The sequence below is a fragment of the uncultured Psychrobacter sp. genome, from assembly GCF_947495825.1.
Lineage (GTDB): Bacteria > Pseudomonadota > Gammaproteobacteria > Pseudomonadales > Moraxellaceae > Psychrobacter.
On record NZ_CANMAH010000004.1, the window covers coordinates 92,514 to 107,005 of the forward strand.

Consider the following 14,492-nt stretch of genomic DNA (forward strand, 5'->3'; position numbering starts at 1 on the left):
TTTATGGCAAAACCGTAAAGTGCGACCTTGATGCTTACTAAGCATCTACATGTAGAATAATTGGCGGTTTGAACGATTGAGTTGAGCGTTAGTGACTGCTAGTAATAAGGAGTTACATCATGAGTAATAAAATGAAAGCAGCTGTTCTGCATGAGTTTGGTCAACCTTTACAAATTGAAGAAGTTGATATTCCGACCCCAGGTGCCGGTCAAATCGTAGTCAAAATGCAAGCATCAGGTGTCTGTCATACTGATTTGCATGCGGTTGAAGGAGATTGGCCAGTCAAACCTAGCCCGCCATTTATCCCCGGACACGAAGGCGTAGGCCTCGTTACCGCTGTTGGCGAAAACGTACGTCATGTCAAAGAAGGCGACCGAGTCGGCGTCCCTTGGCTCTACTCTGCTTGTGGTCACTGTACTCATTGTTTGGGCGGCTGGGAGACTTTATGTCTAAAACAAAAAAACTCCGGCTATTCAGTGAATGGTAGCTTTGCAGAATACGTACTAGCAGATGCTGACTATGTTGGCATCATCCCTGAGAGCGTCGATTCTGTTGAAATTGCCCCTGTTCTATGTGCAGGTGTTACTGTGTACAAAGGTCTTAAAATGACTGACACCAAGCCAGGTGATTGGGTCGTTATTTCAGGTATCGGTGGACTTGGTCACATGGCGGTACAGTACGCTATTGCTATGGGATTGAATGTTGCCGCTGTCGATATTGACGATGAGAAGCTTGAATTTGCAAAAAAACTAGGCGCAACAGTTACCGTTAATGCCAAGAACACCGATCCTGGTGAGTATCTACAAAAAGAGATCGGCGGCGCTCATGGAGTGCTCGTGACTGCCGTATCCTCTAAGGCGTTTGATCAAGCCTTAACTATGTTACGACGCGGTGGTACTTTGGTATGTAACGGCCTGCCAACGGGTGACTTCCCTGTTTCTATCTTTGACACGGTACTAAACGGCATCACTATTCGTGGTTCAATCGTTGGTACGCGTCTCGATTTGCAAGAATCGTTAGATATGGCAGCGGAAGGTAAAGTGAAAGCGACCGTAGCTGCTGAGCCGCTTGAGAATATCAATGATATTCTTGAACGTATGCGCCAAGGTAAAATCGAGGGTCGCATTGTGATTGACTACGCTATGTAGCCTTATAGCTTTGTGACATTTTGACATTGGTTTAATGATTATCGTCTTTAATCATTAATAACAGGTCGTATCATTTCAACCATGCGTTACTAGCAGTTTGAGTTGAAGGGATACGACCTTTTTATTCTTAGCTGTTAGTAGAGAATAAACTGCATAAACTATTGTCATGACAAGGAGTCCGACATGAAACTTGAAGCGACAGAATCCTGTAAAGAATTAATCGAACTACTAAAATCTAAGCATGGCGAGCTCATGTTCCATCAATCGGGTGGTTGCTGCGATGGTAGCTCACCAATGTGTTATCCGTTAGGCGAGTTTAAAGTTGGCGGGCAAGATGTATTGGTTGGTGAGCTGGCTGGCTGTCCGTTTTATATGGGTAAAGCACAATATAAACTATGGCAGCATACTGATCTAACTATCGATGTGGTAGACGGTCGCGGTGCGAGTTTTTCACTTGAGATACCAGAGGGTAAACGCTTTATCGTGCGCTCAGAGATTTGTGCGATCGACAACAGCGCCAGTTAATCACAACTCATCAACAGTCACCTCATCGCGACACTTAGGAAATTGGCTACAGTCAAAAAACATTTGACCTTAGGGCGCTGCTTTTCTCGTTTCACAAAAAAGAGTTGCCAAAATAATCCAGCAGCTCTTTTTTCCATACAACCTTGTAACTTTCAATCAATGAAATTGGCCTACCACATACCGCGGCGATGATTCTTCACCCAGCGGTGCATACCAAGCGTATTCAGTGTTTTCATGTTGCTAAAGTTGGTCCAGCTTTGTACTTCTGGGCTAAACTCAACATTACGATACAACTGATCCCAGCTTTGTCCAGCACGTTCAAGCGCCAATACTTGCTTATGCAAATCAACCATATAATCGCGTAGTGCTACTTGCTCAGCTTTGGTCGCTGGCGTGTAGTGACCGATATCGATAATATCAACGTCTTGCTCAATCACCCAATCTAAAGTGTTGATCCAGCCATCATAATAAAAGTCTAAAAAATCATTGTAAGGCATGGTTTTATTTTGGCAGACATCGGTACATTGTAGGGCTTTTTGACGCGGGAATAATACCATGGTCATACTGTTTGAATGACTAGGATCGACGCGATGTAGCTCAACCGTCTCACCGCCTAGAGTAATGGTCATGTCTTCATCGAACACTCTATCAGGAATGGCATAAGGCATTCTCTCCCCGATGATAGGTTCAATCGCATTTCTGTGTGCGACGATGGTCGCGCCTTGCTTTTGGAACACTTGGCTACCTGCCATGTGATCAGCATGAGCATGGGTTAACACGTTATATTTAACAGGCACACCAAAACGGCTTTGGATCTCTTTGCTGAGCCATTCTGTAGCATAAGTTGCGCCGCCATCAACGACTAGCGCGCCTTCATCGGTAATCATCACGATGCCACTGTGTACAGCCAAGCCTGAACCATTGGTATGACAATATAAATTGTCTTTGAGCTTCGTCAACGTTGGCGCTGCGTCATCACACATACCTACTGTAAAGTCTGGCAATACAGCACGTTTGGCAACTTTTGATTTATCGACACTGATACCCGTATCAGAAGCAGCAGTTGCCGCCCCAGATAAAGCAAGACTGGCAAGCGTCAGGATGGATTTTTTGAATAAATTCATTACAAGCCCCTCATGTTATTGAAATAATATTGGTATTGGCTTAACCCTAAAAAAAAAGTTAGAGAATAGAAAAGGTAAGTCACAAGACGTTACTAACTCGTAATAATACATAATAAACAAAGGGCTATTTAAATTTTAAATTAACTCCATACTTTAATAATTAACAATTATTTAACAATAAATAATCACTTTTTATAATAATGTGTTCATAAATATTCATACCTATAACTAACCGACAAGAGAATGAATAATAGAACTATCAGTGAACGACACTAACGAATTAACCAAAAAAACTATCTCAAGACGCAAGTTGTTAGGTGCAGCTGGCATAGGCCTAGGTGCTTTACCTTTGATGAGCACGCAAGTGTTTGCAGCAGCGAATGATGCTAGTAGACCACCAACGCCCTATCTTGCCAGCACCGCAGAGAAGAAACTCGATATCATCAGTCTTGATCGATTGCAAGTCGAGGCGCGCGGCGCGATTCCAAAAGCAGGCTATGAGTTTGTATCAGGCGGCGCAGGTGATGAATGGACATTACGCGAAAATCGCCGTGCCTTTAATGACTATCGTATCGCCGCCAAACGCCTAGTTGGCCTATCTAGTGATGATATCGATATCAAAACACGCTTGTTAGGCTTAGATATGCCATCCCCTATCATGGTTGCCCCCATGGGCGCCCATGCCATGGTACATGACCAAGGAGAGAAGGATACGGCTCGCGGCGCCAGTCTCGCCAAAGCCTTGTATTGCTCATCAGGTGCTTCAAACGCGACGCTAGAAGAAATCGCCCAAGCCACCAGCGGACCGAAATGGTTTCAACTGTATTGGAACAACGATATACAAGTCACGCGCTCACTACTGACACGTGCCAAAGCAGCTGGCTATAGTGCTATTATTCTAACGGCTGATGCCCTAGGACCATGACAGCCCGATGACTTTAAAGCGATGGGTAGCCCGTTCCGCCCCGACCGAAACTTTGGTAATCATGACCCCAAAAAAGACGGCTCCGGTGACTTCTTTGATCAAAAAACAGCACTCACGCCTAAAGACATTCAGTTCATCAAACGACTTACAGGACTGCCGGTCATCGTCAAAGGAGTATTACGTCCAGATGATGCTGACAGATTTATCCGTGCGGGCGCTGATGCCATTCAAGTCTCTAATCACGGCGGCCGTCAAATCGATGGCGTCCCTGCCAGCATGACTGCGTTGCCGCCTATCGTCAAAGTCGTCAATAATCGCGTGCCGATTATTTTGGATGGTGGTATCCGCCGTGGTATCGATATCGTCCGCGCGATTGCGATGGGTGCCGATGCGGTAGCAGTCGGTCGTCCGATGCTATATGGCTTAGGTCTAGGCGGCGCACAAGGAGTGGAATCCGTTATTAACTTCCTAAACGCGGACTTGAAAAATACGATGCTATTAACAGGCGCTGCAAAATTATCTGATTTGAATCCAGACTATATTGAAATCGTCGGACAAAATGAAGAATATAGTACGTTTGAAGGTTAGGGCTTTTTGAGGTTTTAAACCTTACTTTTAAAATGCAAAAAAGAGCGACCAGTGATGCTGGTGGCTCTTTTTTTTGGTATGTAGTTTGGTTGAGACGGGTATTATGGCAATAAAAAATCCAATTCTAAACGTCCAATTTTAAAAATTTGGTTCTAACGTCTAGAATTAGTTTTTGTTAGCAGCACGATGATATAAGCGGTTTTTTCTTTAGCTTGAACATAAGCTATGCAAAGGCTCTACAATCTAAGAGCCTTCGCATATAATATGCTAGCTTTTTAGAAAATTTAGTACTGCCACTTCTGATCTTGGCTTTTATCAATATTGCCTGTTTTCTTATTTTGTCTTTTTTGGACCTTAGTATCTATTTTGTCTTGTCTTTTTTGAGCCTTTTGATTAATTCCATCTATTGCTTTCTGTATTTTTTTATCTACTTTATCCAGCTCTTTTTGACGCTTCTTTTCAATCTTATCTAGCAATTTTTGATGCTTTTTGTCTACTTCATCTTGCTCTTTTTGAATCTTCTTATCAACTTTATCTTGCTCTTTTTGGCGCTTCTTCTCTATCTTATCCTGCTCTTTTTGGCGCTCTTTTTCCACCTTATTTTGCTGTTTTTGTGCCTTCTTATCTAATTGATTATTATCTATTTCATTTGTATTAAAAGACTTATTTGACATGATGTATCTCCTTAACTATATGATTGTGTAGGATATCTTGTTACTAGATATTAAGTTAGTACTTCTGCTTAGTCAACTTACCACTACAAATATAAACTTCAAAAAACTTTTTCTTTAGATTCAATCACAAAGAATAATGTTAGTTAGACCTTATAGAGCAATTGATCGACGTCTCTGTACGGAATACGAAAGAATCATAAGGTACATTCCATGCCCCGATACTACAGATTTATCAGCTTACCAGCGACTGATTTAGTCACTTTAAAAACAAAAGATTAGCTTCTAGATATGAGTGCATTAAAGGTAGGGAAATATGCGAGGTATGGGTCGGTTTGTTTGAATTAATAATAAGAAATTCTACTTAAAGAATTTCCCTAGCAAGTCTAATGAAGCAGTGCTTCGCTTTTACGTCACTTAGGTATCGTGCTTCGATGTCAACCTACTCAACTTATTGTATGTCTAATTGCGTGCAATTTTTTAATGAGCCCCAAAAACCAACCATAAAAAAAGAGCCACCAGATCAATCCAGCAGCTCTTTTTCGTACAATGTTATTAACTCAACTATGAACCATAGCTAAATGCTAGACTATAGCCGTAGCCTACAAATCAGACCAAACTATTTACCGCATTAACCACTGCATCCGCAGTAATACCAAACTCTTTATACAAGTCGCTGGCTGGTGCTGACTCGCCATAAGTAGTCATGCCAATAACTTTACCATCAAGGCCGACGAACTTATACCAGTAGTCGATATGGGCCGCTTCGACAGCGACGCGAGCACGGATGTTAGCAGGTAATACCGCTTCACGATAGCTAGCATCTTGCTCCATAAAGATCTCTGCACAAGGCATAGAGACCACACGGACGCCAACGCCATTTTCGCTAAGTGTCTTATGCGCTTCCATAGCCAAGCCAACTTCTGAACCGGTAGCGATGATAATGGCTTGCAGCTCGCCTTTTTCTTTAGCTAGCACATAACCACCTTTAGCAATATTAGCGACTTGGCTTGTATCACGCGCTTGATGTGGCAGGCCTTGACGGCTAAAGATAAGTGCTGATGGATTATTTTCTGACTTAATCGCTTCTACCCATGCGCTAGCCGATTCAGTTGCATCACAAGGACGCCATGTGCGCAAGTTCGGCGTGGTACGTAGGCTAGTCAATTGCTCGACTGGCTGGTGCGTTGGGCCATCTTCGCCCAGGCCGATTGAGTCGTGAGTGTAGACGTGGATGACACGCTGCTTCATTAATGCACCCATACGCACGGCATTACGCGCGTATTCCATAAACATCAAGAAAGTTGCCACGTAAGGGATAAAGCCGCCATGTAGCGCGATACCATTGGCGATAGCAGTCATACCAAACTCACGCACACCATAGTAGATATAGTTGCCGTCGCTGTCGGTCTCGATGCCTTTCGCACCTTTAAATAGCGTCAGGTTAGAACCTGCTAGATCCGCTGAACCGCCTAATAATTCTGGTAATAATGGCTGCAAGGTATTAATCGCATTTTGACTGGCTTTACGACTGGCGACATCACCGCCCGCTTCTTGAGTTTGCTGGATATAGTCCTTTGCTTGCTTATCAAAGTCAGCTGGTAATTCGCCATTTAAGCGACGTAATAGCTCGCTTGCTAGCTCTGGGTAAGCCTTCTTGTAAGCTTCAAAGTCCGCATCCCAGTTCTTTTGTTGTACATCGCCTTTGGCTTTGGCATCCCACGCTTCATAGATTTCATCGTCTAATTCAAACGGTGCATGCTTCCAAGACAACGCATCACGAGTCAAAGCAATTTCATCATCACCAAGTGGCGCACCATGGCTAGCCGCTAAGCCTTGCTTGTTCGGGCTACCAGCGCCAATAGTGGTTTTGCAAATGATTAAGCTTGGTTTAGTGGTCTCTTTGATCGCTTGCTCAGTGGCTTGCGTGATCGCATCGGTATCGTGACCATCAACACTGATAACTTGCCAGCCATACGCTTCAAAACGCGCTTGCGTATCATCAGTGAACCAGCCCTCGACATCACCATCGATAGAGATACCGTTATCATCATAAAAGAATACCAACTTGCCAAGACCTAGCGTGCCAGCGAGCGAGCAAACTTCGTGACTGATGCCTTCCATCAAGCAGCCATCACCTAAGAACGCATAGGTATGGTGGTCGACGATATTATGACCGTCACGATTAAACTGCGCGGCAAGGGTCTTTTCGGCGATAGCAAAGCCAACCGCGTTGGCGATGCCTTGACCTAGTGGACCAGTCGTGGTCTCTACGCCTGGGGTGTAGCCAAGTTCAGGATGGCCTGGGGTCTTTGAATGTAGCTGACGAAAGCCCTTTAGGTCATCGACGCTGACGTCATAGCCTGTTAGATGCAATAACGAATAGATAAGCATCGAGCCATGACCGTTCGATAACACAAAGCGATCGCGGTTGTGCCATTGCGGATCAGCAGGATTGTGCTTTAAAAACTTGCGCCACAGAACTTCAGCAATATCAGCCATGCCCATCGGCGCACCTGGATGTCCAGAGTTGGCTTTTTGAACCGCATCAAACGACAGTACACGGATGGCATTGGCTAATTTACGTTCGTTAATTGGGGTGGGCATAGAGTGTCCTAATATTCAAATGAGAAGTATGGAGGATAAGAGGAAGATCGATTAAACAATAGAAAAAGCGCAATAAGTACTCTTAAACATAAGGTATTTATTTAAGCTGCAATATTAACATATTTGCTATGAGGCAAGCCAAAAACGACATCATAAAATCGTTTGTATTTAACTTATGGCTTATATTGGTTTTGTCAAACAACCTTTAATAATCGGCTAAAAGTAATAAATGACAAGTTATCATGCTAACTTGCCATTACTACAGTAAAACATTTATTAAGCTGATATAGTCTCAGCACCGCCCATAAACGGACGCAATACTTCTGGAATGGTAATACTACCATCAGCGTTCTGATAATTTTCCATCACTGCAAGTAATGTACGACCAACAGCCAGACCTGAGCCATTTAGCGTATGCGCAAGACTGGTCTGCTTGCCGTCTTTAACCCGCGTACCCATACGGCGTGCTTGGAAGTCACCGCAGTTTGAGCAACTTGAGATTTCACGATAGGTGTCTTGGCTCGGCAACCATACTTCGATGTCATATGTTTTTTGTGCGGCAAAGCCCATATCACCAGTACATAATTTGACCGTGCGATATGGTAGATTGAGCTGCTGCAAAATATCTTCGGCCTGTCCTGTCATCGCTTCTAATAGCTCATCTGACTGCTCAGCTGAGGCAATATTGACCATCTCAACTTTTTCAAACTGATGCTGACGGATGAGACCACGGGTATCACGGCCATGTGAGCCTGCTTCACTACGAAAACAAGGCGTATGCGCGGTAAACTTCAATGGTAGCTCTTTGATATCTAAGCGCTCGCCGCGTACCAAGTTGGTCATCGGCACTTCCGCCGTTGGAATGAGGTAAAAATCCATCTCATCGTTATTAGTATGATTGGTCAGTTTAAACAAATCATCTTCAAACTTCGGCAGCTGACCTGTGCCTTTTAGGCTCTCGCTATTGACAATATAAGGCACATAGGTCTCAGTGTAGCCGTACTTAATGGTATGGGTATTTAGCATAAACTGAATCAAGGCGCGGTGAAGCTGTGCAAGCTGGCCTTTCAACACATTAAAGCGACTACCAGTGAGCTTTGTTGCTGCTTCAAAATCGAGCATATCAAGCGTCTCACCGATATGAGTATGGTCTTGAATCTCAAAATCAAACTCACGCGGGGTCCCCCAAGTGCGTACTTCAACGTTATCATCTTCTGAGGTCCCGACAGGCACATCTGCTGCTGGGATATTCGGGATTTGCAAAGCAGCTTGGTTGATGCGCTCTTGTAGAGTGCGCAGCTCGTCTTCAGCGACTTTAATCTCACTACTGACACTTTGCATTTGGGCCAATAGCTCGCTGGCATCTTCACCTGATTTTTTTAGCGCGCCCACTTGTTTTGCACCTGCATTACGGCGCGATTGCAACTCTTCGGTCTTAACTTGTAGCGATTTACGCTCAGCTTCGATGCTTTGCCAAAAGGCCATGTCAAGCTCGTAGCCACGAGTGGCAAGTTGTTGCTGTAAATCGCTTAAGTCGCCGCGCAAGAGTTTTGGATCAATCATAATAGTTGCCTGTAACGCTAAAAGTGAGTAAAAAATATAAAGGAAAAGTAATAGGCGGGCCAGTCTAGCTTTGATACCTCGCTCAACCCTATTACTTGGTTATGAGAGCCTGTTTTTCATGAGAATATATTGTAGCCGCTATAATACCAAGACCCAGTAGCTTTGACCATATTGCAACCCTGTCTAATCGGTATTTCGACCATTTTTTAGCTAAGTTTTCGTTATAACTGTTAGGGATTATGACGTATTATCATCAGCATACTTGCTGTAGTAAGCGAATACACCATAATTTTAAATTACCCTGTTTACATTTTAAGATTACTATTTAACCAAGTAAGCTGCAAATACCAGCGTTCATGCCATTTATATGACATCTATCAGTGAACAGACTTGCTTATATGTTTCATTTAAGAGTACTTTTCGGTAAGATAAGCGCATACCTTTATTCCACTTCTAGCCAAGTGCGGTATAGTTGCCTTGCTCTGGCGATTTAAACCCCACGCTTTTAATATAAGTATTTGAGAAACCTTTATGGCCCTGTACCCCTACACGCTCCAACCTGTCGCCTTAAACCTAACTGAGGCTGAATTTCATCAAGCACAGTATGAACTGTTTGCCAGTGCCAGTCCCTCTTTTGGTTTATCGAGTTTTAAAACCAAAGAATGGATCATTATGGCGGTGGTCGTGATATTAGCGATTGCTGGATTGGTCTTTGTTACAGGCTACTCTACTATTATTTTTTGGTTGATGCTGGTTGCAGTCGTGATTTACTTATTGGCTCGTACCCTTGGCTTTAAATGGTATGTCAAAAGAGAGTTTGAAAAGCAAGTGGCCGAGCAAGAGATGCCAGATGAGATGCGCCAGATGAAATTAGGCGTACAAAAGCACGGTCTAGTCATGGCAATGCCGAGCAATCAACCTGACTTGATGAGCAACAATAAGATGCGTGGTATGCAAATGCGAGCGGGTGCCACTCAGCAAGCGGTGATTCCATGGACTGCGGTCAAAAGCTGGGACGAGACTGATGACTATATCTTTATGATGTTTGAAATGAAGGGGCAACAAGGTAGCCAAATCGTACCCAAACGTTTACAAGCACAGAAGTTCCCTATTGATACTGTCCGTCAGCATTTACAAGAAGTCGTTCCAATACGCGGCTTAAATCCTGAAAGCCTACAACCGCCTTCAAAGTAAGGTTTTATAGAATCAATCATAGCATTATATTTATCAAACTTAACTAATGATTCACGTTTTGCTATTATTATAATCATTACAGGGTATGGCGCTGTGATTGTTCTATTTGCTTTTTGGGATATGTTTACTGTATTTTTAAAGTCCTATTGAAGTAAAGCGTTTAAGTATAAATGGAATAACTTGCTATACTTTTACTTTATAATCCACATAATCTACACTCACACTATAAGGATAATATTATGAGTAATACCAATAATGCAACTAACCAAATCGGCCTAGAAAAAGCAGATATGAGCGAAGTAATCACCAAGCTCAACAGCTTATTATCAAGCTATCATATGTTTTATATCAACGTTCGCGGTTACCACTGGAACGTAAAAGGTGAGCACTTCTTCACCCTACATCCTCAGTTTGAAGAACTATATACTAGCTTACAGGTAGAAATCGACGAGATCGCTGAGCGTATTTTGACATTAGGTGGTACGCCACTCCATGCTTATAGCGACTTTGCTCAGCACACCAGTATTCCTGAAGATAAGAATGTTAAAGACGGTAATGCTTGTGTGAAAGGCGTGGTGACTGGTTTGCAATCTCTTATTGAAGAGCAACGTGACGTATCAGCACTAGCTGAACAAGCTGAAGATCAAGGTACCGCTGACTTAGTAGATGAATATGTACAGCAGCAAGAAAAACTGATCTGGATGTATAACGCTTTTTTAGGTTAATAAACTGACTAGAATATAAAAACTCATAAAAAAGGCACCTATCATTAGGTGCTTTTTTTATCGCTTATCTTACAAAAATTATTATTTTACAAAAACCATGCTCTATTTTTGAATCCATTGACGCATTTTCTCGCGCTCAGCAGGTGTGGCGTTAAGCCAAATCTGCATGAAACTATCGAGGGTATTTACAGACTGTGTTGTAGTGGTAGAGCTTACCGTACCAGTGTTCACTCTATGCTGAGCGGTCACTGCCTGTGGTGTACTTGGCTGTTCTATTGCAGCGATAGCACGCTGATTCTGTAGCTCAGCATTGCTACTACCACCGAATACGCCACCTAGAGCCTTTCCGATACCTGAAAGTAACCCACCTTTATTACCGCCGAGGCTTTGTTGACTTGCAACCACTGTATCATTATTCAGTATAGCTAGCGTGGGACGTTCAGCATACTCTTTGGCAGCTTCATAGTCTTCTGGCTGATTGGACATGGCCAAACGGTATGTTTGATTGTCGGCCAATTCTGCTGTTATGCTGATGTTACCTGAACGCAGATAGTCATGCTGATCCCGAGGTAATTTATATAAACGATCGTATTTAGCAGTAATGGCATGCTGGCCTGGCTGTAGAGTAAACGTCTTCGTTAGGGGTTGAAAGGCACTTTGTTTGACTTCTTGCCCATTGATAGCCGTTACTTTGATATGATCATCAACGTTTAGAGTAACCGCTGCATGTGAGAGCATAGATACCGAACCTATACTAACGAATAGCGTACTAATGGTCATTTTCTTGAGCAAAGAGGCAGAGATTTTCATAAGACATCCTATCCACGATAAAAAATTTGGTGAGAAAATTAACAGTTATAGCGTTAAGCTATCTATCTTTAATAAGCTTTCTTTAGTGAGTTTTGACATCTAAAAATCTAAGGGTATTGTATGATTGTCATTATTTGCCGCTTCACTGTCTTCATGGGCTTCTTGAGCGATATCAGCAAGCTCGGCGGCAAGCGTTTGCTCATCAATAGTACGGAGTGCATCACTTATGACTGCTTTTGATATATTGCTACGTCCAAGATTAGAAAACATTGGCTGAATATAATTTAGTACTTCCATCATCGCCCCGATACGATGCGGACCTTCGGTAAGCAAATGGTCAATGATACGCTGATCGAACTGCCAACCTCGCCTACGCAAAATAGATTGAAGTAGTGCTTGACGATCTGCTAACTCATGACCATTAGGCACTTTAAAAGTAGGCGCTTGCGCTAAACGTGTCAATAAATCAGTCAGCTGAAACGGCAGCTCACTGGCTGGCCTATTAGCAGCAAATAGTAGCTGACGCTGCCCTTCTCGGCTACGGTTTATCAAATGAAATAGTGCTTCTTGCCATTGACTGCTATCTTCTAGTACTTCCAAATCATCAATAGCGATAAGATCAAAGTTTTCTAAAGACGACAGCACGTGGACATCAGTATGAATCAACTCATTAAGCGACAAACAAATTGCTGTCTTGTCCATCTCAATAAACGACTCACAAATAGCCGACAGTAGGTGGGATTTGCCAGTAGCAGGGCTGCCAAATAAGTACAACTGTCCTATCAGGCCGACATGTAGTTGCCGCACTGCATCAATAATCGACATCCAACCTGGACCTGCAAAGTCACTGAGACTTGCATCGTGTTTAATGTCCAAATTAAGACTTAGCTGTGCTTCTGCCATGAATCATCAACTCGTTTTGCATCGCACAAAAAAAAGAAAACACCACATGATAAACGACTTTCTTTTAACTGGCTTAAATACTGTGTAACATGAATTTGCTGCTATTGACCATGACTCTTTTAACTGACGTCTTGTTAGCGAACATCTCTTTTAAAAAGCCTTAGACAAGCAACTGCTCTAGTCAATACTGCGCCTATATATAACATATTTATAAAATGACTGACAACTCTTTTACTCACTAACCTACATTAACCACTCATCTATGAGCTACTATCTGACCAGCGCTATCAATGTAGGCTATAAGCTGCAATATTGTATGACTTATCTTTTTTCAAATAAGTTTAACTGCTTGCGTCCCTTATACAAGTCAGTAGAACGGTAATAATCATATAAATGATGAAACAATACGTTGAGTACAGCGGATACGGGCAAAGCAATCAACATACCGACGAACCCTAACAGACTTGCGCCTGCCAATACTGCAAATATGACCCATAGTGGTGACAAGCCAATCTTATCCCCTAATAATAAGGGCTGTAGAATATAACCTTCTGCCGCTTGGCCTACCAAAAACGCCCCCACTATCAAAGACAAATATGTCCAATTTAAACCAAACTGGAATAGACAAGCGATAATAGCAGCAATAAAACCAAGCCCAAAGCCTAGATAAGGGACAAAGCTTGCGATACCTGCGCCCATACCAATGATTATACCAAGCTCAAGCCCAATCAATTGTAACTGTACAGCATAAATGATTCCTAATAGTACCATGACCAGTAACTGACCTTTGATAAAAGCCATCAATGCACGATCACACTCTTGAGCAATCTCGACGACCGTCTTGCAATAAGCAGCAGGAATAGCGACTTTCCAGCTAAGCAAACGTTTGTCCCAATTAAACAAAAAGTAAAAGGTCAAAATGGGGACTAGCACGATAAGTCCAGCACTATTAATAAAATTCATACTTGAGGCGATTATTTGACTCATCCAAGTACTGGCGTCCGAAAACCTATAATGCGTTTGCATATAGTCCATTAATGTCTCAGACAACCCTTTTGCCTCTAACTCTGGTAGGCGATAACGAGTATTGGCACTAAACCATTCGCGCACAACCTCATCATACCATCTCAAAATCTTGGGTAGATACTCCCAAGCAGCTTGTAGTTGATGCCATAATGTTGGCACAATCCACCAAAGTACCAGTATCATACTTAACGTCAATATGGCATAGACAATGATGATTGCTATCCAGCGTCTAACATACTTTGATAAACGTTTGACCAATGGATTTAATAAATACGCCAATATAAAAGCAATTACGAACGGTATAATGACCGGTATCATTAAATACAACAAAAATAGGGTTATGACAATAGCAACGACGATAAATAAGCGCCGAAAAAATGGATCTATCGGTTGGTTTATCATTAAGGACAATCCTACAATTAATCTGATTTAAAATGATAACGTTACTAACGTCTTAGTATGTCATTTATTAAATAACTTTACTTTAGCAGCCATCATTAGTACGTTAATTTTATAATTACTTATGCGTCTTATTATCGCAAAGTACAGTAAAAAAGCAGTCATTTTTTGTGTCTTAGCTTTTTATTGATGACTTATAACGAATCTTGGCTAAATATTGGTAAGTTGCTTTGCGAGTATGGTCTATTTTTGGGTATAATGCGCGCACTACATTTAGATTCTGT

General features: G+C 42.4%; 11 protein-coding genes and 1 pseudogene. 5 read left to right on the forward strand and 7 right to left on the reverse strand.

Going from position 1 to position 14,492, the window contains the following annotated elements:
- Positions 1-119: 119 nt before the first annotated feature.
- Together adhP and Q0895_RS05945 are read left to right on the forward strand one after the other, a co-directional pair.
- Positions 120-1,148, forward strand: coding sequence for an alcohol dehydrogenase AdhP (gene adhP, locus Q0895_RS05940; protein WP_299186422.1), 1,029 nt, complete (start codon positions 120-122; stop codon positions 1,146-1,148).
- Positions 1,149-1,331: 183 nt separating this feature from the next.
- Positions 1,332-1,673, forward strand: coding sequence for a DUF779 domain-containing protein (locus Q0895_RS05945; RefSeq protein ID WP_299186425.1), 342 nt, complete (start codon positions 1,332-1,334; stop codon positions 1,671-1,673).
- Positions 1,674-1,843: 170 nt separating this feature from the next.
- Here Q0895_RS05945 and Q0895_RS05950 read toward each other — a convergent pair whose 3' ends face one another.
- Entirely contained in the window at positions 1,844-2,797 is a 954-nt protein-coding gene (locus tag Q0895_RS05950) for an MBL fold metallo-hydrolase (protein WP_299186428.1), read from the reverse strand.
- 352 nt (positions 2,798-3,149) lie between these two features.
- Between Q0895_RS05950 and Q0895_RS05955 the strand changes: the two are divergent.
- Positions 3,150-4,310, forward strand: a pseudogene (locus Q0895_RS05955) (alpha-hydroxy-acid oxidizing protein).
- A gap of 284 nt (positions 4,311-4,594) precedes the next feature.
- Here the strand turns inward: Q0895_RS05955 and Q0895_RS05960 are convergent.
- The 3 genes from Q0895_RS05960 to serS form a co-directional block, all read right to left on the reverse strand.
- Positions 4,595-4,984, reverse strand: a complete 390-nt coding sequence (locus tag Q0895_RS05960) for a hypothetical protein (RefSeq protein ID WP_299186430.1) — start codon at positions 4,982-4,984, stop codon at positions 4,595-4,597.
- Positions 4,985-5,590: 606 nt separating this feature from the next.
- Positions 5,591-7,588 carry a transketolase gene (gene tkt / locus Q0895_RS05965; protein WP_299186433.1) on the reverse strand — a complete coding sequence of 666 codons (1,998 nt, stop codon included), beginning with the start codon at positions 7,586-7,588 and terminating at the stop codon, positions 5,591-5,593.
- A 276-nt stretch (positions 7,589-7,864) separates the two neighbouring features.
- Positions 7,865-9,151, reverse strand: coding sequence for a serine--tRNA ligase (gene serS, locus Q0895_RS05970; protein ID WP_299186435.1), 1,287 nt, complete (start codon positions 9,149-9,151; stop codon positions 7,865-7,867).
- Positions 9,152-9,682: 531 nt separating this feature from the next.
- Between serS and Q0895_RS05975 the strand changes: the two genes are divergently transcribed.
- Together Q0895_RS05975 and Q0895_RS05980 are read left to right on the forward strand one after the other, a co-directional pair.
- A complete protein-coding gene (locus tag Q0895_RS05975; RefSeq protein ID WP_299186437.1) occupies positions 9,683-10,345 on the forward strand; it encodes a YcxB family protein in 663 nt (220 codons plus the stop codon).
- Between the two features lie 239 nt (positions 10,346-10,584).
- Entirely contained in the window at positions 10,585-11,070 is a 486-nt protein-coding gene (locus Q0895_RS05980) for a Dps family protein (RefSeq protein ID WP_075102806.1), read from the forward strand.
- A gap of 102 nt (positions 11,071-11,172) precedes the next feature.
- Here Q0895_RS05980 and Q0895_RS05985 read toward each other — a convergent pair whose 3' ends face one another.
- The 3 genes from Q0895_RS05985 to Q0895_RS05995 all read right to left on the reverse strand — a co-directional run bounded on the left by Q0895_RS05985 (position 11,173) and on the right by Q0895_RS05995 (position 14,211).
- Positions 11,173-11,880 carry a DUF2057 family protein gene (locus tag Q0895_RS05985; RefSeq protein ID WP_299186440.1) on the reverse strand — a complete coding sequence of 236 codons (708 nt, stop codon included), beginning with the start codon at positions 11,878-11,880 and terminating at the stop codon, positions 11,173-11,175.
- A gap of 99 nt (positions 11,881-11,979) precedes the next feature.
- Positions 11,980-12,783, reverse strand: coding sequence for a DnaA regulatory inactivator Hda (gene hda / locus Q0895_RS05990; protein WP_299186443.1), 804 nt, complete (start codon positions 12,781-12,783; stop codon positions 11,980-11,982).
- Between the two features lie 321 nt (positions 12,784-13,104).
- Positions 13,105-14,211: an AI-2E family transporter gene (locus Q0895_RS05995; RefSeq protein ID WP_299186446.1), complete on the reverse strand. Its 1,107-nt coding sequence runs from the start codon at positions 14,209-14,211 to the stop codon at positions 13,105-13,107.
- Positions 14,212-14,492: the final 281 nt, after the last annotated feature.